The organism is Bacteroides sp. OF03-11BH (genome assembly GCF_003604005.1).
Lineage (GTDB): Bacteria > Bacteroidota > Bacteroidia > Bacteroidales > Bacteroidaceae > Bacteroides > Bacteroides ovatus.
Genome location: NZ_QTMW01000007.1, coordinates 86261 through 110598, shown reverse-complemented (window position 1 = coordinate 110598; position 24338 = coordinate 86261). Strand labels below are relative to the sequence as shown.

The window sequence follows — 24338 nt, the reverse complement described above, 5'->3', positions numbered from 1 at the left end:
ACTCTTACATATTTTTTATTCCGGGTGTGCCTCCGGTTGCATGTTTTGATGAATGCCAATTCTTATTGAGAGAGGGTAACTCCGGGGATTTCTTTTCGAGTGAAACGCCGGTTATTTTATCAATGGTGTGCATTTCATCTCTAAAACAACAAGTGTCAAAAGTATGTCCTGGTGCAGTCTCTTTACTACTTGAAAGTGCCAGATACCCGCCATTATTGTTCAGTGCCGGGAAGTTCGGTATAATTATTATATTTTCTCCACCGACTTTATGTTTCTGAACGACTCTGTTGAAGTATTTCGTGAAGCAAAGATATGCTTTGGCAGGAATGGTTAGGGGAGTAGAAGGACTTTCATTTTGAAGGATGGTAGTATTGTATATTGCCCCGTCTTTATACATCTTATATAGATAAAGTACCGGTAAAATGATAGCCTGTTCAGTCGGATTGTAGATTTCTATATATTCTGCACCATCAGTGGCATTATTATACATGATTTCATTGAAAAGAAGCATACCTCTCACATCTTTCGGTAATTCGGGGGTGTTCGGATTATCTGGAATGTCTGTTCCGGGATGATCGGGTGTTTCATCAGGTGTAGTGTCCGTTTCTACGTTATTAGATAGCTGTATGTGATGAAATGTAAATCCTTTACAGCGGGTTTTGGTGTAAATGCAGTATATACCGCAGTAGCGGGAAGTTTGTATATCGGTATCTTTTATTTGTTTTTCTTTTACGTATTCATTCTCGGATTCACGTCGTGTCCAAAAAGTCCAGTAACCATTATTGTCACGTTCTACTTTTATATATAGTTTCGGTGAAGAGTCTCCTTTCATCAACTCTCTTCCCGAAGCCAGTAGTTTAGATTGGTCTCCGTTTTGACGATAAAGAGTTACATTATCTTTGGCTCCTCCTATCTGAATATAATAACCGTTTAAATTCTCGGAAAGAATGTTTGAGGAAGAAGTCAGATAAAATCGTGCATAATTGTTAGCGGAAGGATTAAAGGTGAGGTGAACTCCAAATTCCCAACGGGTATTTTTTACAGAGGTGGAAGGAATGGTGACATAAGCTGTTCCGGCGTCTTCGTATGGATCATTCAGATGGATTCCTTCTTTAGAATTGATGGTGAATTTGTCCATCTCTCCTTCCCAGGGAAGTTCGGAGGTAACTGTATCCTCTTCCTCTGAATCTCCTTTTTCTTCGTCATCAGTAGGGAGCGAACAATTATAGAACAATATGATGAAGATACTTAGGAAAGCAAATGCTTTGTAAACTTTCATACGGTTTTTAATTTGAGTTTTTTCGTTTTACCGTATTTGTTTGTGTATAATGCAGAAGCAATTGCGGTCTGAATATTTGAATGAGTCGGCAAAGATAAACTTTCTTGCCGGAAAAAGCCCATACTTACAGAAGAAAAGATTGTAATTCTTTTTGTTTCCTATACACGCATGGGAAGAAAACAGTAAGGGACTACCCTAAGTCATATTTAATAGATTGACTTTTGATAGTCCCTTACAACTGTTACATTCAATATGGGAATACTATTCGAAACGTGGCATTACATATTTATCAGTATAAGATGTGAAAGTAATACCGGGCATGGAATGAGTAGACGATGCGTTCTCTAATTTTTTAATCAATGAATAATCGTCGGCATTCAATGCGTAATAATTATCAGAGGTCGGAGTAGTCACACGTACCGTCCAATCGAACATATTACCGATAATGGTTAGTGCATCCGTTTCGGGATTGAATACCGGGATTCCTGTTTTTACGATTTCATACGTCCGATTCTGCAACACATAGAAGGCGTTGTTGACATCGGTCATAAAAGCAAGCGTCTTTTTGTTTCTGAACTCGGTCAGATACAGATGCTTTAACGTCAGTCCTTCAGGCAAGGTGATGGCACGGACATACGGACGCCCTTTCACCTGTTTCAGATGAAACAGACGGCGGTCGGCATCCAATAGAAGGTAACCTTCGTCATACTCCTTTTTCACCGTCGGATTTCCTACAATCTCCGTTGCCGGGAAACGAAAATCTTTCTTAGTCATAGCTTCGGTAAACTGAAGGCTTTTATCTTCCTTCACGCTGTTGGTAGCCATGTCGATGAATTCGATCCCTTTGGAGGTGATGCGGAATACATCATCCGGCATTTTTAAATCCACACGTCCTGACATGGATTCCATTAGCGGGTAAAGTCCGATAGAAGGCGCATTGATATCCGAAGGAACGCTGCGGAAGTTGAAGTTTTCCGTCTGCACCATTTTGGGAGTCACTGCGATTCCTTGAATGGTATCTGGAAAACGCTCGTCAGACATCAACTGGCGGAAGTAAAACATAGGCAGGATGCTGTCGAAAGCAGCTTCCGAATAAATGTTTCCTGCCAAGTCGCGACGCACGCTTCCCTTTCCCTCTTCCTGTCCCATCTGTGCGAAATCGCCAATGACGAAACTATATAGGGTAAAGGGAGTCTTCTCCGGCTTTACGACAAAGAAATTGTAACACCAAGGCAACTGCCAAAGAAGCAGGAAAGCGATGGTTACATATAATAGTATGGTACTGAAACGTCTCATTTCTCAATCTTTTAATTTTTAATCTTTAATTTTTAATTGTTTAGTCCTGCTTTCCGGCCTTAAATCGTACGATAGAAAGCCACGAGAAAGAAGCTGTCAACAAAGTATAAACCACTAAATAAGGGAGGAACTTGTTGTATGCTTCCGGTGTGGGCGACAGAAAGAAGATCCGTAGTAACAATACAGCGATAATGAGATTCAGAATACGACGTTTCCATGCCGGTTCAAGGCAGATCCATGCGACGAGCAGGTAGCCGGAAATCCCGGCAAGATACCACGTTAAAGCGGTGAGCAATATGTGGTTCTTCAGTTCATGGGCAAGTATTCCGTTCAGGTATACTTCCATCAACAGGAAATTAGAAGCAAAACAGACAAGAATCAATATGAGTCCGGAGAGTAACATATTGCCCGTCATTTTTAGTTCCGGATAAGGCAGATGGAGAGTCAGTTTCAAACATTTGCGTTGCATCTCGGGGACAAACTGCACGATTGCCATCAGGATTCCGGCAATCAGGGGGATATATTGCAACATATCAATGAAGATAACATCGCGTTGCAGCATGACTTCCCATACATGAGCAGCCCCTTTCATTTCTACCACCCGGTTGATGCGAAGCATACAATAGCCTGTAAAACCGAGTGTGGCGAGCACGGCAAGCAGAAAATACCACCGTGTCTTTATCCATTCTTTATAAAATATAGCGTACATTTTTGAGGATTTATGATTTATGAATTATGATTTGTGGGTTACGAGTAGCCAATTTTTATTCTTAATTTAATCAGTATTTGCCTGTCAGGCCGATAAATGCATCCTCCAAATTTACCTGTTCACTATGAAAATTAGTGTAAGGTACTGACATTGATTTCAGTTTTGCTTCTGTCTCTGCCGGTTGCAGGAAGGAGAAAGTCTCCAACTGGTTTCGCATGACAGAAGGATGATAGAAATCATCAGACGCAGGAAGTTCATAACCTTCGGGAATAGTGAAAGTGTAGCGACGTCCTTTTTCCAGTAATTCGACGATTGGTTTCTGAATCAGTATCTTTCCGTAGTCCATGATAATACAGTCATCAACGAGTCGTTCCATATCCTGAATGATATGTGAGGTCAGGAAGACGGTTTTCCCTTCCGAGCGGGCATAGTCACGGAGATAGTCGACAAACAAGCGGCGATAACCGGGATCGAGTCCGAGTGAGAAGTCGTCCAATACTAGAAGTTCCGGGTTTTGTGCAAGGATAAGTCCGAGGGCAACTTGTGAGCGCTGTCCGCATGACATACGTGAGATACGTTGTCCGGGAGCGACTTTCAACTTATTCATCAGTTCATAGTACGCTTCCTTTTTCCATTGACCGGGGTAGAAAGCTGCGTAGAATTTCTCTATCTCGGTGATGGTCATGAATTGATATTGCACATGACCTTCGATGAGCAGTCCGATATTGCGACGCAGAGCCGGTGCCATTGTCTGAATCTCCTGTCCGAAGATGCGACATTCCCCTGAACGGGGTTTCAGATAACCGCTCAAGATATTGATAGTGGTGGTCTTGCCTGTACCGTTCTTTCCCAACAGTCCCAGGATGCGTCCTTTGGGTACTGTGAAACTAAGATTTTCGTAAATCAACCGTTTGCCGTAATAGTGCGTCAGATTGTTACATTCGATAATATGTTCCATTTGATTTAATCTGTTATTCTATTCAAAAGAAGAAAAGGAAAAGAATGGGAATCAAGATTCCGACAATGACTTCGATCCCTCCTCTGCCGATAATGCCCTTATTCCCTTTCAGCATGATGATGCCGGAGAGAGTAATGATAATAAGAGCGATGGCGAAAATATCCGCGAAGTAAGTCCACCATTGTCCCGGGTTGTAATGTAAACGGGACATTGCTCCGATAAGCGGGCGGCGGGTGACGGATTCATATACCGCTTCCCCTGTCTTTACGTTTACTAGAAGGTTGGAGCCACCTTTCAGGAATACTTTCATTACGTCCGTTTTCGGGAAGTAATATTTGGTATAGTTGCCGCTTTCTCCCAATGGTTCCAGGAGAGTGAGCACTTTCTCCTTATTCATTCCTGCTTTATCCGGTAGCTTTTCTGCTATCTTATACTCTTTCCGTGTGATGGAGAAGTTCGGATTAATAGTGTCACGGTGATTCATTACAATTCCGGAAATGGCATATATCAATACCATTCCGGAAAAGAAAAATGATAAGTCACGGTGTATGAGCCGACTCCACTTACGGATGTTACTACTCCACTTCATACGAGTCAGCTTCCATGAAATAGAAAGATAAATACTCTTTTCCTGTTTCTGCCTTGCGGTCGGCTATTTTTGCACGGAAATCTGCAATGCGGGCTTCAGGGCTGTTGGCTGTTTCACCACGTGCTTTCTTTTCAGAGTCGCATCCGGCTTCACCGGTTCCGTGTTTCTCGGCAGCCTGTGCTTTGAGTTGCGCTTCCCAGTTCTGGAGGTAGGCTTCGTCAATGCGTTGTTCTTTCAGTGTTCCGGTAACACGAACGATGGAGTTCACGCATTTAGGATCGAATGTCCCCAAAGTGCCCGCTTCTACACGGATCACTTGGGTATCGTCGCTACCCATCAGGAAGATTTTCTTTGCGCCATGTTTGCAGGTATGTGTGCAGACGCCTTCAATGGTCACTTCTTGTCCTGCAAGGCTTTCGGCATTGGCAAGAAGAGAATCAATTTCCAAGGCGGAAGATGCAGACTGTTCTGTAGTCGCTTCTGATGCGCTTTTCTGTTGTTTGTTACCACATGAAGTTCCGATAAAAGTCATTGCCATGATGGCAATTGCGATTGTTAGCTTTTTTGTTTTCATTGTTATTGCTTCGTTTTTATATAGTTTGTAATCTGTTTTTCGTTTGTTTATAGCTTATCGTAGTTCGCCTTACGGGCGAGGGGGGTAGCCTTACTTGAAACTTTTAGTTTCCCAGTTTGAAACTGGTAGTTTCTCACCGAGAAACTAAAGGTTTCAAGGCATGAAACAAATATTAGTCTTTTAGTTGCCGGCTTGATCCCTTATGCAACGAACTTGCATACCGGCTTTAATGCTAACATAAGATAATGATAATCTGCCTTCCGGATACTTGGTTGCATTGATTGTACTCATTAATCCAAAGAACTGTATATTGGTTAGTAGGCCGCTGGTACTATTGTATATGGGTTTGTAGGCGGTCGAAGTCATGAGATAATTCATTGCCGGTTTTCCATGCCACGCAGCTTGAATCTTGGCGTCATCTGCTATTGCAGTTTTTTGGTAGCTGCCGACGCCTGTAAGACTTGTTGCCATACGAACACCGGAGAATTGGTAATTGAATCCTGCATCCATCAGTGATGATATTTTGGCTCCATCATAAGCTGCATCATAAAAAAGAGCTTTATCACCATCAGCCGGTACCTTGCCGTCGGCATCATTCGTTGTTTTTCCTACCAGATTAAAGTACTCCAGACGTGTCGGTATGTGCCATCCTTTCGGGCAGATTCCTTGTGCTCCTTCAAAGGAGGTCAGATTACTATCAGTAATTTCTTTACCACCCAGTGCAGCCTGGAAATCATATAGATAACCTAATTCTTTTATGGCACTTTCTTTTGTTGTAGCTACGGTTGCACCGTCGGCTGTGATTTCATACGGATACCAAACATGGCTATCAGCAGTTGGATCACTTGAAGGAGTATACCCTTTCGGTAAATAAATAAGCGGTTCAGCCATCCATGTCGTACCGTTTGAGAGAGTTACAGTCTTATATTTTACATTATCATACAGGAAATAGTTCTGATCGAGATGTTCCTCGAAAGGAATCTCATTATCAGCTCCAATTTCACCCTCATCTGTCCAGTTTTCAATGTCACCACTAAGTTTGACTTCTATATCGTCAGGTAACACGCGAATGTTCACACTGTATTGTCCTCCTTGTGCCAAAGTGGTAGATGTGAGCTTCTGTGACAAGGTCTTGCCGTCAGATGTTGCTACTTCAAGCGTCAAGGCTACTGTTTGGGGAACGATAATGGCGCGGTATGTCTCATTCGCTTTAACGGCTTGTGCAACAATGCTTGTTGCGGAGGCGTTTGCATCAGCAGTCACTGTGAGAGCACTCAAATCAAGAGTTGCAGTCGGGATAGAACCTTTCAATGTGATGGACGAGATGTTAGCTTCTATTTCCTTTGTTACATTAATCACTAATTTAGTAAACATGTGTTTGAAGTTCATGCTTATAACGTTGGTAGTCGGAAGTACATCCGATTTCTTTGCTGCCATAAAATCTGACGCTCCATATCCACTAGTCTGATCGGTTTCTACAGTAAATGAAGCCGGAGTATTACCCTCTTTATAGGGATAATAGGCTACTATTTGCGATTTGTCATTTCCTTCCGGGTACCAGAGTAAATCGCCTGCAAATACTCCGTCACTGTATGTCATCTGTTTATTCTCTGCATATACGAAGTCACCGTTTTGGGTGATTGTAACACCGATTTTATCTCCGGTCTCAAAGTTAACTTCCGTAGCACGTGTAATAATAGGAGAGATAGTAATGCGACTGTTTGCAGGAGTCGTAGCTTCGTTCTCTTCCTGTTGGCAAGATACCAAAAGCGCTGCTGCGAAGATAAATGTCAAACTCTTTTTCATTGCTTAATAATTTAGTTTATATATTCATTGTTTTCAAAAAGTATATCCTAATTTGATAGTCTCGTTCCAACGGTTCGAACCATCTATATATTGCAGGTTGAAACCGTGCGTATAACTACCCTGTACTTCCGCATAAACTCCATAGTTGAAATGATAGCGCAATCCGAGGTGAAAAGTCGTCTGTGGGGCAGTTGTATATTCATTTTTCAGATTGTAATAATCAGTCAGTCGATAAGGCGGGTCACCCGGTTCCGTATCTGTTGCCGTAGTCCTGTTTTTCTCGGTAAAGTTTCCTATGGCAAAGGATGCAGCCGCTTTCAGGTCGAGTTTCCCCAGATGAAATACGCTGGAGATATAAGTCCGGCTACAAAGCATCTTTTCCGAAGCTACATAAGGATACATCTGTGTGGTCAGTCGTCTGAATGTTGATATATTCGTTCCCAGGCGAAGTTCCGTGCGGGGACTAATCCATTCATATTCGGGATGGACGGAGAAAACATCCTGCTCAAAAATACGATTGGAACCGTGTACGTGAGTGATCGTTATCCCGTTTACCGTTTCCTTGGTTATCACATTTTCATTGTTGACCAGATGTGACCATTGCAAATTCAGTCGCAGAAAATGCTCTTTCTTTCCCTGTTTGAAATGATAACTCAAATGGGAGGTAATCCGGTGGGTTGGAAATTTAAACCAGATAGCATCTCTTTCACCGGCAGAACCTGAAGAATACGTGTATTCAGCATCTCCGTAAAATCCTTTCCATTGAAGTTGCAAGGCTACCCCGTTCGACAATTCTTTGATGGGGAAACCGTTGACGCCCGATTCACTAAGATGGATTCCACTCCCGTCCCATGCCTCGTAAGCTCCATACATAAGTCCTTTATCCAGAAAAGTATTGTAAGAGTTTTCGGCTGTACCGATGACTTCTGCTTTCACAGATTCACTGTTTTTACCGAAAATATAGGAAAAGCCGATCGCCATATCTCCCGAATGATACATGATGCTGGGGGCTATTTTCAAATCCAGTCGGTAATTGGTATGCCGCAAGTCCTTTCGTTTGGAATAGTTGGAAGCGGCAAAGTCTATCTTTCCTCCTAATCGCCAGTTGGGTGAAATATCAGTTGCAATACCACCCATGAAAGTGTAAGTTTGCAAGTCTTTACGTCCGGGTGTGAACTCCAGGAGGTCTACGGGATAAAATCCTGGGTGGATAAACATCGAACCGCTCATATCCTTGCCTGAAGTATGATCGAATGAGAACGAACCCGTCAGTGAATAACCTTTCAGATGAGTGATGGACTTTGCTACCGCTCCGGCACTCCATGCTTCTTTTGCTTCGTAATAGTTGCGGAAATCACCGTGGTTATTCTTTCCGTACAGTTCGGCATAGGAAGCAGAAATACTGTCCATCATGATACCTGTGACATTTGCCCCGGCATTCCAGGAGTTACGCCGTTCGATGATGTCATAAGTCTGTGCCGAAACTCCGGATGTCAGACATAGAATCCAAAGACCTGTTATATATATTTTCTTCATCTCACTCATGCAAAGATTGTTTTTCCCGTTCATAAAAATCGGTAGAAGAGTTGTTTGTATCTACCAGTACTTCGTAACCCGCTTCCTGTGTCGCTTCTTCATCCACATGACGGTATAAACTGCGTCCGTTGTATGTGGCACTTTGAGTGACATATCCCGCATCGATGGATGGAGAAATACGCTTTTTATTGTTGGAGGAACCGCCATAATATACTTCCGTGCCATCAATCACCCAATCGAGTGGTACCGCTATCACCTGATCCGTAGTGCTTCCCGGTTTTTGTATGATACTTCCCTCTTTAAGAACAAAGTCCTGTATCGTGGTATCCTTGGCTTTAAAAATAACCGCGGCAGGAGAAAATATCGAGAATGAATAGGCGTTCGCCTGGCCAGTCTTCAACACTACGTTCAGGTAATGATCCGGTGTGATCTGGTCGCCCGGAGCCGGATGATACTGTGTGTTCGGAAAATAAACATTATTATAGCATACAAAATATCCGGGTTTGTTCAGGTTGACAGATTGCGGATATTGTGCCGCATGGTCAACCGCTCCGTTGATGGCAATCACTGCATCTTCTCCCGGCTGAAGCGGGAACGTTTTACCGGTACCGCCAAATTGCCAGATACACTGAACGATGGGAGCAAAGTCCTTGAAGATAGTTGCTCCGGTTGCTTCATCCTGTGTCACCCATACATTAGTGGCTTGTGAATTGTAAGGGTCGAGTGCTCCGAAGCATAAACTATCCAGATATTGCACTTCCGAGTCGTTATTATGCAGGATAATGTACTTGTCGGATTGATAATTTCCTTCCAGCGGTAACTTTGTGCATCCTCCGCAGTAAATCTCTTTAATAATGATCGTCCCGGCCTTGGAATGAATGAGCGGGAGATTAAGAGACATGTCTCCGCTGGTTAGTTTGACATTATCAGCTAATCCGTTGAAAATATCCTTTCCGCCTTTGTCGCTGACTTGTACGCGGTATATACCTTTGGTCAAAGAGAATTGCGCCACTCCATTCTTGTCGGTTTTAGCCTTGTAAGAATTTCCACGGTCGACATCTTCAATCTTTACGGTCACTCCTTCCCGGAGATGATCCGTGTATCCGTCCGGATATACGGCAGTAACCTGCAGGCTGTGCAACTGGTTGTCATACGGATTCTCTTTATCGATATCTGTGCATCCCGCAAAGATGCCAGTCACTGTTAGTAATAATATGTAGATGAATTGTTTCATATAGTTAGAATTTGATACGGCAAGTAAGTCCATAATAGAAATCCGGGGTGAAGAGAGCGCTTACACCCGTTGCATGAGATTTTACATAAGGCCGTGAGTTGGTGAAATTAATCGCATTGAGAGAAAGAGATACATAGTCTCCAATCTCTTTGGTGATATTGATATTGGCAGAAAAATAAGGATCATATCCGTCTGCTGCAAATGTATAGGCATTGCCCGATTTGCGTATCAGGTAGGAGAATGCCGGATTCGCGGCTTCTGCTGATGTGAAAGGATGCATCTCATTATTCAGGTCGAGGTATGCTACCGGCCAGATAGCGGTATAAGAGTTACCGTCATAGATACTTCCCCCGGTTTGGGTATTACTGCTTTCGCTCACATTGAAAGCATATTCTTTTCCTTGATACTCGGAGATGTTCTGCGAACGCTTCACAAGCGAAGCTTCCAGTCGGCACGAGATAATCAGTCTGGCTTTCGGAATACGGGTGATGGCTGTGATATTGGCATCCAGCGAGTGGGTACGCTTGCCGTTGGCAGTAGTCGATAAGTTGTCGCCGTTGGCGTAGATACCTACATATTGGTAAGAACGATTGGCAAGACTGGTGTGCGACCATCCATTCTGATAATAATACGATAAAGAGTTGTCGATGTATTTCGTATAAGTATAAGCGGCATCTACCCGGAATTGCGTGCGAATCGGAGTAATTTCCGGGAAATCAACAATCATTTCCGCTCCGCGACGAATCACGTCCATTCCATTGTCGGGAGAAGTTGACTTTACAAAAGTCTGGTCGGTCACTTTGACATCCATAGGAGTCCAGTAACTGGATGCATTGTCGCGTATGTAAACCATCCCTGTCTGGTTATCTACATTGATTTGCGGGTTAGTCGGCATAGTGAATCCATCCGGCAATTGGAGCACATCATAGGAGAACGGAGTATAAGTACTTGCGTATTTATACGGCAGCTTGGTACGGTTGAAATAACCGACTAATGAAATCCGGGTACGGGCAATGTTGACGTCCAGACCGATTTCTGCGTTCTGATTCCGTTGCCAGCGTAGGTTTTCATTGTGCAATAACGTGTAGGGCTGACTATAATATATATAAGATGATTCAATCTTATTATAGGAAAAGCCGAAGGTCTGTATGTCCCGATATTCCTGTTTGGGATACAAGGTGTAGAAAGAGGGCAGCTTTTCGGTAATTCCCCAACCGCCACGGATAGCGATATGTTCGTTCAACTGCCATCTGGCATTGAAACGTGGTGAAAGAGTATTCAGGTTCTTATATTTCGTTCCCTTGATAAACAAATGTTCCCAACGTACCCCTGCCATCAGTCTAAGCATGGTATTTCCCACAGGAAATGACAGACTTTCTTCTGCATAAAGCGAAACATTATGCATATATGGATAAGTAGTGTAAGGACGGGGACGATAACCGTTCGGAGCCAATGCTGGGTCTTTGTAATATTCTCCTTCACCCACATTGCCTGTTGCTTTCCATTGAACACCCGCTTTCAGGTTGCTGTTTACAGTCTTAAACCGTCTGTTCCATTCATATTTTAACGATGCGGCATAATCCAGTTCTTTGGAGTCGATGATTTGGTCGGCAAAGTAAGTATATGGCAGTTTGTTTGCCATAAAATATCCTTCCTCCGTGGCATGAACAGCCGGTTGCTCCGATGCATACGAGTAGAACGTATGCGCGTGGGAGTTATTATCATTGTAATATATCGATGCGTCGAACTTGAGGTTGGTTATCCACGATTTGTTGAGCAGCCAGGCCAGTGAAGTGTTTGTCCGGAATACGTTATCTCTCACTTTGTTGTATTCTCCCGAATAGGCATCAGGATCATCTTTGGTATTCATTCCTCCGATATTGCCTGTAACACCGATGTCGAATCTTAATACGTTGAGGAACGTGTTGCTATATCCGGCAGAGAATCCCCTTCTTGTATAAGAAGAATAGGGAGATACCAACTTTTGAGTAGCCTTGGTCCACTCACCGTTTATGTTGATGACTCCTTTATCGTTTCCTAAATCCAATCCTTTAGCAAATGAAACCTGTTCGGTGCGAGGATTGATAGACAGCAATATGTTCCAGGGTGTTTTCCCTTTCCGGGTGTGAATCTTGACCATACCACTATTCAAGTCTCCATATTCTGCCGAAGGCACTCCGGTGATGACTTCCACCGATTCAATATCTGCAACAGTGATATTCCGGGTATCCACTCCGCTCATATTGCCAAACGAACCATTGTTTCCAATACGAACCCCATCCACTTCTACGGCTGTTCCAAATGTGGCATTACCAGCTGTTGACCCTCCGTCGCGTAATGAGAAGATATTATTGGCGGTAAGATCCGGCACTTTAGTCTTTCCTCCCGGAAGGAGAGCGGAGATATCGCTCACGTTGGATACCTGTAGATGCTCCAATGCATGATTTCCGATGGTGAGCGTCGTGTTTAATTCATTTTTAGGTGCTTGTGCAGTAACGACTACATCATCCAGTGCAAGTGTATTTTCTTTGAGTATGATAGGAAGGTTATTGATATTGCTGCGCACATTTACGGGAATTGTTGCCGGTACATAACCAAGAAAAGAAACCTCCAGATTATATTTTCCCTCCTGTACTCCTTGTATCGTAAATTCTCCTTTCTGATTGGATACGGTCCACAAATAGGTACCTTTAATGAGAATAGAAGCACCAGGCAAAGGGGAATTCGTTTTTGCCTCGGTCACACGTCCCGAGATTGTATAGATGTTTGAATTAGCTGCGGCCTCAAATAAATTGAAAAATAGTAGCCCCCAGAATGCTATATTAAAAAGACAATACTTCATAGATAAGTTTTGCGCAAAATTCGATAAAAAACGAGTTTGTATCAATCGCTATAAATAGTTATTTTGGCAAATCCTGATACCTACAACTAGTGACTCGTTACCTACGAATAGGTATTTTCCCTCTAATTGCAGCTTGGAGAATAAAAAACCGGCTTGCATTGCGATTACTATCACATTGCAAACCGGTTGATTTATTTGGCTTATCTATCATTGACCGGATATTATATCCAGTCTATTGTATTAGATATTTTTTACTTTAATCAGATATTCGGCAATCTGCACAGCATTCAGTGCAGCGCCTTTCTTGATCTGGTCACCTACAATCCAGAAAGTCAATCCGTTTTCGTTTGTCAGGTCTTTGCGGATACGGCCTACGTATACCGGATCTTTACCTGCCAGGAACAACGGCATCGGATATTCTTTTTCAGCCGGATTGTCCTGCAGCACCAGACCTTCACCGTTAGCGAACGCTTCACGAGCTTCTTCTACGGAAATTGGACGTTCAGTTTCTACCCAAATACTTTCAGAGTGAGCACGTAATGCAGGAACACGTACACAAGTTGCACTAACTTTTACGTCAGAATGCATGATCTTGCGTGTTTCATTATACATCTTCATCTCTTCTTTCGTATAACCGTTTTCTGTAAACACGTCGATCTGCGGAATCAGGTTGAAAGCCAACTGATAGGCAAACTTCTCTACAGTCACAGGTTCGTTTGCCAATACCTGACGATATTGTTCGTACAATTCGTCCATGGCAGCGGCACCCGCACCACTTGCTGCCTGATAGGTAGACACATGCACGGTTTTTATATGAGAAAGCTTTTCGATGGCTTTCAGTGCAACTACCATCTGGATAGTCGTACAATTAGGGTTGGCGATAACGCCGCGCGGACGTTCCAATGCATCCTCTGCATTTACTTCAGGCACCACCAAAGGCACATCGGCATCCATACGGAAAGCGCTGGAGTTGTCGATCATCACAGCACCATACTTGGTAATTGTTTTCTCGAACTCCTTAGATGTTCCTGCACCGGCAGAAGTGAAAGCAATGTCTACCCCTTTAAAGTCATCGTTGTGTTGTAAGAGTTTCACCTCGATCTGTTTACCGCGGAAAGTATATGTTGTTCCGGCACTACGTTTAGAACCGAACAAAACTAACTCGTCCATCGGGAAGTTTCTCTCATCGAGCACGCGCAGGAACTCTTGTCCTACGGCTCCGCTTACGCCAACAATAGCTACTTTCATCTTTTTCTTTTGTTAAATTGTGAATATTGAATTTCTCTCCTTATCCTGTCGAATAGAAAAGATTTGGCTGCAAAATTATAACAATTTAGCATATAAACATCGATTTTGAGAGAAATATTTCAGTTTTTCGGCGGATTACTCATGCTTCCGTATAGTTGGACGTGGTTATTGGAGTGAAATGACCATTAGACATTCATTGGATTCTGCAAACTTTTTTGTTCCTTTGCAGAAAATTCCTAAAAAACACAGCCTATGAACCTGTTTGATCTCAATTTAACGCTGCCGATTTCTGATCCGACCTGGGTGTTCTTTTTGGTACTAATTATCATTCTTTTTGCTCCGATGATTTTGGGGCGTCTCCATATACCTCATATTATAGGCATGATTCTGGCGGGTGTCTTGATTGGCGAACACGGCTTTCATGTACTCGACCGAGACAGTAGTTTTGAACTGTTCGGCAAAGTAGGGCTCTATTACATCATGTTCCTTGCCGGTCTTGAGATGGATATGGAGGACTTTAAGAAGAACCGGACGAAAAGTTTCGTGTTCGGCTGGCTCACTTTTCTGATTCCTATGGTGTTGGGAATATGGAGTAGTATGAGTATGCTGGGATATGGTTTTCTCACGGCGGTATTGTTGGCAAGTATGTATGCTTCTCACACCTTAATTGCTTATCCTATTATTAGTCGTTACGGACTGTCTCGTTTGCGCAGTGTCAATATCACCATTGGTGGTACTGCTGTCACCGTCACCCTTGCTTTGATTATTCTTGCTGTCATAGGAGGCATGTTTAAGGGAACTGTCGATGGCTGGTTCTGGGTATTTCTTGTGGCAAAAGTGGCTTTCCTCGGATTTCTGATTGTGTTCTTTTTCCCCCGTATCGGACGCTGGTTCTTCCGGAAGTACGATGACAGCGTGATGCAGTTTGTATTTGTGCTGGCGATGGTTTTCCTCGGAGGAGGATTGATGGAATTTGTAGGAATGGAAGGAATCTTAGGAGCTTTCCTGGCGGGCTTGGTATTGAATCGCCTGATTCCTCATGTATCTCCTTTGATGAACCGGTTGGAATTTGTGGGAAATGCACTGTTTATTCCCTATTTTCTGATTGGTGTCGGAATGATTATTGATGTAAGAAGCCTGTTTACCGGAGGTGAAGCATTGAAAGTGGCTATTGTGATGACAGTGGTGGCAACCTTTAGTAAATGGCTGGCTGCCTGGATCACACAAAAGATCTATCGGATGCAGTCGAATGAACGGAGCATGATATTCGGTTTAAGTAATGCGCAGGCCGCAGCTACACTGGCAGCAGTGTTGATCGGTCATGAAATCATTATGGAGAATGGAGAACGGTTGCTGAATGATGATGTATTGAACGGTACGGTAGTGATGATACTTTTCACTTGTGTCATCAGTTCTTTGGTAACCGAACGTTCGGCACGTCGTTTTGCTCTGGATGAAAATGTGCAGGCGGAAGAAGAAGCTAAGAAAGTAAATACGGAACAAATCTTGATTCCGGTGGCTAACCCGGAGACGATTGAAGATTTGATTAATCTGGCTTTAGTAATAAAGGATGCCAAGCAGAAAAATGCATTGGTGGCATTGAACGTTATCAATGACAATAATAGTTCGGAGAAGAAAGAGCAGCAGGGTAAACGTAATCTGGAGAAGGCGGCCATGATTGCCGCTGCCGCTGATGTGCCTGTTACGATGGTGAGTCGCTATGACTTGAATATTGCTTCGGGGATTATCCATACAATCAAGGAGTATGAAGCTACGGATATTGTGATCGGTCTGCACCGGAAAGCAAATATTGTCGACTCTTTCTTCGGACATCTGGCCGAAAGTCTGTTGAAAGGTACGCATCGTGAAGTGATGATTGCCAAATTCCTGATGCCTGTTAATACCCTGCGTCGAATCAATATTGCCGTTCCGCCAAAGGCTGAATATGAATCGGGATTCTCTAAATGGGTGGAACACTTCTGCCGTATGGGAAGTATCCTGGGCTGTCGGGTGCATTTTTTTGCCAATGAGCGTACATTGATGCGTGTTCAGCAACTTGTGAAAAAGCGACATGCAGGTACTCCGACGGAATTCTCCATATTGGAGGAGTGGGAGGATCTCTTGCTGTTGACAGGGCAGGTGAATTATGACCATTTATTGGTAGTTATCTCTGCCCGTCGCGGATCTATCTCTTATGATCCCTCTTTTGAACGTCTCCCGGCACAATTAGGAAAATATTTCTCTAATAATAGTTTGATAATCCTGTATCCCGACCAGTTTGGCGAACCGCAGGAAATTGTGTCATTCTCCGATCCTCGTGGACATAATGAGTCTCAACATTATGAGAAGGTCGGCAAATGGTTCTATAAATGGTTAAAGAAAAACTAATGGAAAGATACGACTGGCAACAGAGAACGGAACTCCTGTTAGGAGAGGAAAAGATGGAACGCATCCGGAACGCGCACGTATTGGTCGTGGGACTGGGTGGAGTAGGTGCTTATGCCGCCGAGATGATTTGCCGTGCAGGTGTCGGGCGGATGACGATTGTAGATGCCGATACAGTGCAGCCTACTAATATGAATCGTCAGTTGCCGGCCATGCATTCCACGCTGGGGAGGACGAAAGCGGAAGTGTTGGCAGCCCGTTATAAAGATATAAATCCGGCGATTGAGCTGACTGTCCTTCCTGTTTACCTGAAGGATGAAAATATACCGGAACTGCTGGATGCCGATAAATATGATTTTATAGTAGATGCTATTGATACGATCAGTCCGAAATGCTTTCTGATTTATGAAGCGATGAAACGTCGTATAAAGATAGTTTCCAGTATGGGAGCAGGGGCGAAGAGTGACATTACTCAGGTTCGTTTTGCCGATCTTTGGGAGACGTATCATTGCGGTTTGAGTAAGGCTGTGCGAAAGCGTTTGCAGAAGATGGGAATGAAACGGAAACTTCCGGTGGTATTCAGTACGGAGCAAGCCGATCCGAAAGCGGTATTGCTGACGGAGGATGAACAGAATAAGAAATCGACATGTGGAACAGTTAGTTATATGCCGGCCGTGTTTGGGTGTTATCTGGCTGAATATGTCATTAAACGATTATAAGGCTATTATGATAAAACTAGAAGGGATTACGAAGAGTTTCGGCTCATTACAGGTGTTGAAAGGCATTGATCTGGAAATCAACAAAGGAGAAATTGTTAGTATCGTAGGCCCGAGCGGTGCGGGTAAAACTACGTTATTGCAGATAATGGGCACTTTAGATGAACCGGACGCAGGTGTGGTACAGATTGACGGAACAGTGGTGAGCCGGATGAAAGAGAAAGAACTATCTGCATTTCGTAATAAGAATATTGGTTTTGTTTTCCAGTTTCACCAACTACTGCCGGAGTTCACGGCATTGGAGAATGTGATGATTCCCGCCCTAATCGCGGGGGTAGCTTCGAAGGAGGCGCATGAACGCGCTATGAAGATTCTGGATTTCATGGGGCTGGTTGACCGGGCTTCTCATAAACCGAATGAACTGTCGGGAGGTGAGAAACAACGGGTAGCGGTAGCGAGGGCTTTAATCAACGATCCGGCAGTTATTCTGGCAGACGAACCATCCGGTAGTCTGGATACACATAATAAAGAAGATTTACATCAACTGTTCTTCGATTTGAGGGACCGGCTGGGGCAGACTTTTGTCATTGTGACGCATGACGAGGGGCTTGCCAAAATTACGGACCGGACCGTTCATATGGTGGATGGTATGATTAAAAAAGATTAATTAGAGAACCTAATTTCTAAAAATGTATACCAAAAAGGTAGAGCCTTGCAAGTGTTCTATCTTTTAGCTATATATTTATAGTCGCTTCTCTACGGAAGTCTGTGAAGATGATAGTAGAGTGTTTGTTTTGTTTGTGTGTGATGCATTCTTGTCTGGTGTGATAGGAATGCATCTTTTTTTTATTAATTATAACAAATGTAGGGCTCTAGCCGTTCAAGATCAATAGGAGTGAACTCCTCATAGAGAGATAATTGCTTCAGACTTTTTAAGAATCCTTTCTTTTTCCGATATTCTATGATAACCTTTGCTTGGTAGTAGTTTATGTATGGATGATGCATCATTCGTTCCATACCGGCTTTATTTACATTGATGCGGCGTGTCTGATGGGTGTCAATGGAAAACCACGGACGGAGTTTCTCTGCCTTTAGATGAATCTCCTGTAACTGCTCTATTCGGAAAAAGCCTCCCAGCCGTTCGCGGTAATTCACAATCATCCGGGCAATGCTGCTTCCGATTCCCGGAATCTTCTTCAGTTCGGTGGTATCTGCGGAGTTGAGACTGATGACAGTTCCCGGGAGATATTTCACAAGGGTGTCCCGTTGTATGCTTGGTGCGGTTAACAATCGTACCGTGTCTTTATTTGTCGAACTGAAATCTTCTGTAATTTGTATATAAGGACGAAGAGTCTGGTATTGTTCTTCCGTGAGTCCATATATCTTTCGGAAATCTTCCGGGTGGCGGAATTTACCTTGTTTATAGCGATAGTGCAGGATATTCTTTATCATCCAGGATGGTAATCCAAGCGAAAGAAAAGTAGTGGAGTCTGCGGTGTTCGGGTCAAACATCGCAAGCTTGATTTCCCTTTGAGGGGATGATTGAAAAGAATGACCGGACTTTTGGTGAGGTTTGGTTTCCCGGAGGGAGGAAATAAAGTCGTTGTATTCCTTATCGAACTTCTCGTTCTCTCTGCAGTCGGTATCTTCAGCGTGTGTGAAAAAGGAGAAGAGTTTAGGGGCGGCATATACTCCTAAAATAAGAACGACAAGGACGATAATGCCTTGTCGTTCTGTTTTAGTATAATAAAGGAAGTCTTTCCACATTATAGCTTGATTAATCCCAGTTCATTGATAAATATCAGTGAGATGGCGATTGGTGCGATATATTTTAATATAAAGATAATGAGTTTGTATACCGGTACCTTTAATGAACCGTCATTGGTAATCTCCGACCATACAATCTTCTTGTCCAGATACCATCCGGTAAAGAGGGAGATGCACAATCCGCCCAGTGGTAACATGATTTTAGCTGTTACAAAGTCGAAGAGGTCGAACATGCCCAGTCCGAAAACGGTAAATCCTTTCATGACTCCCAGTGATAGTGAACAGAATATTCCGAGGAAGACACAACCGCCGGTGACTAACCTTGCTGCTTTTCCACGGGAGAGGTTGAACTCCTCATGTAAATAAGCGGTTACTACTTCGTGCAGGGAAATGGTAGAAGTTAAAGCAGCCATTGCCAACAACGCATAAAACATGACAGAGAATATATATGCCAGTATGGGAACTCCGCTAAATGCCTGTTGGAATACATTAGGCAGGGTGATAAAGATCAGACTCGGACCTGAATCAGGTTGTATGCCTACGGAAAAAGCTGCCGGGAAGATGATAAATCCGGCTAGTATCGCCACAAAGGTATCAATGATTCCTACGCTGAAAGCTGTTTTGGTCAGGTTGGTTTCTTTACTGAAATAGGAGGCGTACGTACAAAGGCATCCCATTCCCAAACTCAATGAGAAGAACGCTTGTCCCATGGCACTCAAAAATACATTTCCGTCCACTTTGCTAAAGTCGGGCTTGAGCAGGAATTCGATACCTGCACCGGCTCCCGGCAGAGTGACCGAGCAAACAACCAGTATGAGGATAATGATAAACAGGGTAGGCATCATGATCTTGGAGGACTTTTCGATTCCTTTTTCTACCCCTTTCACAATGATGAAATGAGTAATCAACAAGAATGCCACCAACCATACAACCGGTCTCCATGGGCTACTGGAGAATTGTTGAAAAGAGGATATGAACTCTCCGGAGGTTTTTCCGGCAAAGCCATTAGTAGCAGCTTCAAAAATATATTCGAGTGTCCATCCTGCTACTACAGCATAATAACTAAGTATCAGGAAGCCTGCCAATACCCCCATGCGTCCTACCCAACGCCAATGTGTTCCAGGTACTAATTTCTGATATGCTCTAGCTGTGTTAGCTCTCGAACGGCGTCCTATCAGGAACTCGGCAATCATAATAGGCAATCCCAGAAGAAGAATGCAGCCTAAATAGATCAATATAAAAGCAGCGCCTCCATGGTTTCCTGTTTCATAGGGAAACCTCCATATATTACCCAATCCGACTGCAGAGCCGGCAGAAGCGAGTATGACTCCTAATTTACTGCCGAAGTTTGCTCTATCATTTTTTGCCATAAATCTTGTTTTATCTTACAAATCGTTATAAAATATACGTATTAGAGCGCAAATATAGAAAATGATACTTATATTTGCACGAAAATTGTAACATTATTTAGATATGCTATCTTATATTAAGAAATATCCAATCTCGCTTTTTATCATTCTGACAGTGATTTATCTGTCGTTCTTTAAACCGCCTAAGACGGATTTAGATGAAATTCCCAACCTCGACAAACTGGTTCATGTTTGTATGTATTTGGGTATGTCGGGGATGCTGTGGCTGGAATTTTTGCGTGCACATCGCAGGGACAATGCTCCGATATGGCATGCATGGGTAGGCGCATTCCTTTGCCCTGTACTTTTTAGTGGTTGTGTGGAATTGTTGCAGGAATATTGTACTACTTACCGGGGTGGAGACTGGTTGGATTTTGCGGCCAATACAACAGGGGCGGTTCTGGCTAGTTTAGTGGCCTATTATGTCGTACGACCGAGGATGAAAATAAATAAGCAGTAAAAGGCAACCTATGAACAACAACGGTGAATGATAAACGGTGAACGGTAAACGGTGAATAATGGTTGACTATATCATATCCATTATTCACCGTTTACCGTTCACCGTTTATCATTCCGGCTTTATAGAAATTCTACCGTTGAACTAAGTTTGATTCCATTGGAACCTTTAATGAGAATAGTATATCCTTTGGGTTTATCTTCTTGCAAATCCTTTATAACTTCCTGCACATTTGCATAAGTTTTAAAAGAATGTTCACTTGCGGCAAACTGTTCTCCCACGAGCCATACTTTCTCAAAATTACTTTCTTTGATGTAGTCAACGATTTTCTGGTGTTCGGCCGGGCTATCAGCACCCAGTTCGCGCATATCTCCTAATATGAGCATCTTGTGGGGAACTGTCATATTCCGGAAGTTTTGCAAGGCAGCCATCATGCTGGTTGGGTTTGCGTTATATGCGTCGATGATAAGCGTGTTATTTTCTGTCTTTTTAAGTTGGGAACGGTTGTTCTGTGGCGTATACTCTGCCAGAGCTTTATCGATCTTCTTTGTTTCCACTCCGAAGAAACGTCCGATAGTGATTGCAGCCAGGGCATTGGGGAAATTATATTCTCCGATCAATTGTGTACAGACTTGATGGGCTTCACCGTCTTTACCGGCTTTCCATTCGAAAGCAAGATAAGGCGAATTGCCGGTAATCCGGCCATTGACATAGAGATCATCTTCTGTTCCATAAGAAATCAGGTTCAGTCCCTGTGAGATATTCATCAAATAGGGGTTATCGTGATGGATAAAGGTGATGGCATCTTTCTTGCGGAGGAAATCATAAAGCTCTCCTTTGGTCTTGATAACTCCTTCGAAAGAACCGAATCCCTCCAGATGAGCTTTGCCTACGTTAGTGATAATACCATAATCCGGTTCGGCTATTTCGCAAAGAAACTTGATTTCCCCCGGATGGTTGGCGCCCATCTCAATGACGGCAAGGTCATGTTCCGGTTTTAACCGTAGCAGGGTAGTCGGTACGCCGATGTGGTTGTTGAGATTACCTAAAGTATAGAGTACATTGTGGGCTTGGCAGAGAACGCTGGAAATTAACTCTTTGGTGGTTGTCTTCCCATTAGTGCCCGTAATGCCGATCACTCGCGTTCCGAGTTGGCGGCGATGATAGTTGGCAAGCTGCTGCATGGTTTGCAGGCAGTCGTCTACAAGTATATATCGTTGATCGCCTTCTACGGCATACTGTATTTCATCGATAATGGCAAACGCGCATCCGGAGTCCAGTGCTAATTTGGCAAATGCATTACCGTTGAACGACTCACCTTTCAAGGCGATAAACAAAGAACCGTCCGGACAGTTCCGGCTATCAGTAGTTACTGATTGGCAATCCAGAAAAATCTGGTAAAGAGCAGAAAGTTTCATAACCTGATCTTTTATTTAAAACGTTGCAAAGATAGGCTATTCTTTCGGATTTGATGGGAGTTCGGGCAGTTTTTTGCTTAGGCATATATCAAAGGAAGAGTCAGGATCATCCGGCATCCTTCTGTGTAAGAAGTGTCGATTCGGAGGCTGCCTCCTAACTTTTCGGCAATACTCCGGCATATCGGAAGTCCGAGCCCGGTGCCCTGCGTGAAAGAGTTCATTTTGTAGAAACGTTCAAATACTGCTTCCTGTTGGTCTTTCGGGATGCCTGTTCCTGTATCGGTCACACTGATTTCAATTTTCTTTTCAGCTTCCAATACGGAATAAACGATGCGAATACTGCCATGAGTCGTAAATTTAGCGGCATTATGTGCCAGGTTGTTCAATACTTGTGATATACGTTCCGAATTACTGCGTATGAGCAGGCTTTCTCTTTCAGGTTCGAATAAAACCTCCACATCTTTCTGCGTGTTATCTTTGGCAACTTCAGATGCAAGTTGACAGATCGCATGAAGGTCTGTTTCGGCGTCAGTGGGCAGTTGTTCATATTGATCCAGTTCGGACAGCGTGAGCACATCAGTCACCAGTCGAAGCAAGTCGTTGCTGTTACTTTTGATGATATTGACAAACTCCTGTGTTTCCGGACTATTGCTGTAATGGTCGCTTAATACTTGCGAGAAGCCTACGATAGAGTTGAGCGGTGTGCGGATTTCGTGCGTCATGCTTTGGATAAACGTTGTTTTCATCCGGCTGCTTGCTTCCGCTATATCTTTGGCTTTACGCAATTCTTCCCTCGATACCATAAGTTCTTCATTCCTTGTTTTAAGTTCGGCTTCCGAAACTTTCAGTTTGCGTTTCAGGAAATTTTCTCTATAAAGGAATATGAATAAGATACCTAATAAAATAATCAATGAAATAATCAAGGTTGTTTTATTATGCAACTCCTTCTCTTGTGCTTGAAGCATGAGTTCTTTCTTTTCGGCATTGAGCTTTTCTACATTTAATAAGGTGGCGAATTCGCTGCTGGACACTTGTTCATTGGCTATTTTCAAAGAGTCATCCGTGTTGATGTACATTTGCAGATATTTGACCGCCAGGTTCATATTTCCCATCTTTTGGTAGATTTCTCCCTGTGTGCGGTAATGGATGCTGCTAAGTATGCTTTCGCTTAAACGACGTTCTTCTTTTTCCTGCATCTTTGCGGCTTCCAGCGCTTTCTGATATTGTTTGGTCTGCTGGTAGTATAAACATTCTATATTATACAGTCTCTTTTTGATAGACTCCAGTCTTTTGTCCTGTTCAAATGCCGCCTGACACTCCTTCAGTAATTTTTCGGCAGCTTGAAAGTCGCCGAACTTGCTGTAGTAGTTTACAAATTCCAACTTGGCAGATATTTGTTGCGTAGAGGAATTGGCAGTCGCAATGGCTTTTTCCACAGCAGCTAATGCTTCTTTTTGCTTTTTCTGGTTGATGTAATAGTTGGCTATCTGGGCATAGGTCTGGGAGATGTTGTAGTTTTCGATCTTGTATTTTTCAGTCAGTTCGATTTCTTTCAATCGCCACTCGAACGCCATTGAATCGAATCTTTTGATGGTGTAGATTTGCGACATGATGTTATAGCAACGGGAGAGGCCGGTCTTATCATCCTCTTCTTGAGCTTCTTTTAACATGTTTTGCACTTCATAAAGTGCTATGTTTGTTCTGCTTGTTTTTAGGTAATAGGTGATTAATCTGTTCGCCCATGCGAAGTAATAGTATTTAGGCTGATGAGTGGCCTTGGCGAATTCTTTTACTTTGTTGGTATAGTGGATTACGCTGTCTTCATTGGTTCCCTGGAAATAATAATAATCCAGTTGAGTGGCTATGGCTACTGCCTGCATTCGTTCGTCCTGCCGTTCGCCAGCCATTCGGAATAAAGTGTCGGACATATTAAGTACAACAGGCTCTAATAAGTATTCTTGACAACGTTGATAATATTCATAGAGAGTAGAGTCAACATTGAAAGTTTCAGCCTCTTTTTGAGCTTTAGCAGTAGTGGTAAAGAACAAAATGAGGAAAAGAAATCCTACGTGAAATAGGGTTAATCGGCTCATGGTATGAATTTTTCGGTTTCTT

19 protein-coding genes are annotated in these 24338 nt (G+C 43.2%); 4 read left to right on the top strand and 15 right to left on the bottom strand.

The annotated features are described in order from the left end of the window. Positions 1–4: 4 nt before the first annotated feature. The 11 genes from DXA54_RS07535 to DXA54_RS07485 form a co-directional block, all read right to left on the bottom strand. The gene (locus DXA54_RS07535; RefSeq protein WP_004309650.1) at positions 5–1279 is read right to left on the bottom strand and encodes a hypothetical protein; all 1275 of its coding nucleotides are present in this window, start codon (positions 1277–1279) and stop codon (positions 5–7) included. Positions 1280–1540: 261 nt separating this feature from the next. After that, positions 1541–2575 (bottom strand): DUF4857 domain-containing protein, encoded by a 1035-nt coding sequence (locus DXA54_RS07530; RefSeq protein WP_004309651.1) that lies wholly within the window; start codon positions 2573–2575, stop codon positions 1541–1543. A gap of 40 nt (positions 2576–2615) precedes the next feature. Then, a complete protein-coding gene (locus DXA54_RS07525; protein WP_004299700.1) occupies positions 2616–3284 on the bottom strand; it encodes a hypothetical protein in 669 nt (222 codons plus the stop codon). Positions 3285–3354: 70 nt separating this feature from the next. Further along, on the bottom strand, positions 3355–4242 hold the full coding sequence (locus DXA54_RS07520; RefSeq protein WP_004309652.1) for an ABC transporter ATP-binding protein: 888 nt from the start codon (positions 4240–4242) through the stop codon (positions 3355–3357). 22 nt (positions 4243–4264) lie between these two features. Next, positions 4265–4831, bottom strand: coding sequence for a PepSY-associated TM helix domain-containing protein (locus DXA54_RS07515; RefSeq protein ID WP_004305100.1), 567 nt, complete (start codon positions 4829–4831; stop codon positions 4265–4267). Continuing rightward, on the bottom strand, positions 4818–5405 hold the full coding sequence (locus DXA54_RS07510; RefSeq protein WP_004309654.1) for a hypothetical protein: 588 nt from the start codon (positions 5403–5405) through the stop codon (positions 4818–4820). The genes DXA54_RS07515 and DXA54_RS07510 overlap by 14 nt, the downstream gene beginning before the upstream one ends. Before the next feature lie 180 nt (positions 5406–5585). Beyond that, positions 5586–7211 carry a fimbrillin family protein gene (locus DXA54_RS07505; RefSeq protein ID WP_055235230.1) on the bottom strand — a complete coding sequence of 542 codons (1626 nt, stop codon included), beginning with the start codon at positions 7209–7211 and terminating at the stop codon, positions 5586–5588. A 33-nt stretch (positions 7212–7244) separates the two neighbouring features. Then, positions 7245–8756 carry a DUF6850 family outer membrane beta-barrel protein gene (locus DXA54_RS07500; protein WP_120079147.1) on the bottom strand — a complete coding sequence of 504 codons (1512 nt, stop codon included), beginning with the start codon at positions 8754–8756 and terminating at the stop codon, positions 7245–7247. After that, positions 8749–9981 (bottom strand): DUF4876 domain-containing protein, encoded by a 1233-nt coding sequence (locus DXA54_RS07495; protein WP_074556751.1) that lies wholly within the window; start codon positions 9979–9981, stop codon positions 8749–8751. Before DXA54_RS07495 ends, DXA54_RS07500 begins: the two co-directional genes overlap by 8 nt. Positions 9982–9985: 4 nt before the next feature. After that, positions 9986–12823 carry a TonB-dependent receptor gene (locus tag DXA54_RS07490; RefSeq protein ID WP_120079146.1) on the bottom strand — a complete coding sequence of 946 codons (2838 nt, stop codon included), beginning with the start codon at positions 12821–12823 and terminating at the stop codon, positions 9986–9988. 240 nt (positions 12824–13063) lie between these two features. Continuing rightward, entirely contained in the window at positions 13064–14071 is a 1008-nt protein-coding gene (locus DXA54_RS07485) for an aspartate-semialdehyde dehydrogenase (protein ID WP_004299708.1), read from the bottom strand. Between the two features lie 252 nt (positions 14072–14323). Between DXA54_RS07485 and DXA54_RS07480 the strand changes: the two genes are divergently transcribed. The 3 genes from DXA54_RS07480 to DXA54_RS07470 are packed head-to-tail and all read left to right on the top strand — an operon-like array spanning position 14324 to position 17839. Beyond that, positions 14324–16459, top strand: coding sequence for a cation:proton antiporter (locus tag DXA54_RS07480; RefSeq protein ID WP_004305091.1), 2136 nt, complete (start codon positions 14324–14326; stop codon positions 16457–16459). After that, positions 16441–17175, top strand: a complete 735-nt coding sequence (locus DXA54_RS07475; protein WP_032842925.1) for a ThiF family adenylyltransferase — start codon at positions 16441–16443, stop codon at positions 17173–17175. The genes DXA54_RS07480 and DXA54_RS07475 overlap by 19 nt, the downstream gene beginning before the upstream one ends. Positions 17176–17182: 7 nt before the next feature. Beyond that, positions 17183–17839 (top strand): ABC transporter ATP-binding protein, encoded by a 657-nt coding sequence (locus DXA54_RS07470; RefSeq protein ID WP_120079165.1) that lies wholly within the window; start codon positions 17183–17185, stop codon positions 17837–17839. A gap of 182 nt (positions 17840–18021) precedes the next feature. On the opposite strand, the gene DXA54_RS07465 is transcribed toward DXA54_RS07470, so the two are convergent. Together DXA54_RS07465 and DXA54_RS07460 are read right to left on the bottom strand one after the other, a co-directional pair. Then, complete coding sequence (locus DXA54_RS07465; RefSeq protein WP_004309660.1) at positions 18022–18939, bottom strand: helix-hairpin-helix domain-containing protein; 918 nt, start codon at positions 18937–18939, stop codon at positions 18022–18024. Further along, entirely contained in the window at positions 18939–20309 is a 1371-nt protein-coding gene (locus DXA54_RS07460; RefSeq protein WP_004309661.1) for a sodium-dependent transporter, read from the bottom strand. Before DXA54_RS07460 ends, DXA54_RS07465 begins: the two co-directional genes overlap by 1 nt. 103 nt (positions 20310–20412) lie before the next feature. Here DXA54_RS07460 and DXA54_RS07455 point away from each other — a divergent pair, with 103 nt between their 5' ends. Next, positions 20413–20808, top strand: coding sequence for a VanZ family protein (locus DXA54_RS07455; RefSeq protein WP_008649548.1), 396 nt, complete (start codon positions 20413–20415; stop codon positions 20806–20808). A gap of 119 nt (positions 20809–20927) precedes the next feature. On the opposite strand, the gene DXA54_RS07450 is transcribed toward DXA54_RS07455, so the two are convergent. Together DXA54_RS07450 and DXA54_RS07445 are read right to left on the bottom strand one after the other, a co-directional pair. Further along, a complete protein-coding gene (locus DXA54_RS07450) occupies positions 20928–22223 on the bottom strand; it encodes a UDP-N-acetylmuramoyl-tripeptide--D-alanyl-D-alanine ligase (protein ID WP_008649550.1) in 1296 nt (431 codons plus the stop codon). Between the two features lie 77 nt (positions 22224–22300). Next, on the bottom strand, positions 22301–24316 hold the full coding sequence (locus tag DXA54_RS07445; RefSeq protein ID WP_008649552.1) for a sensor histidine kinase: 2016 nt from the start codon (positions 24314–24316) through the stop codon (positions 22301–22303). Positions 24317–24338: the final 22 nt, after the last annotated feature.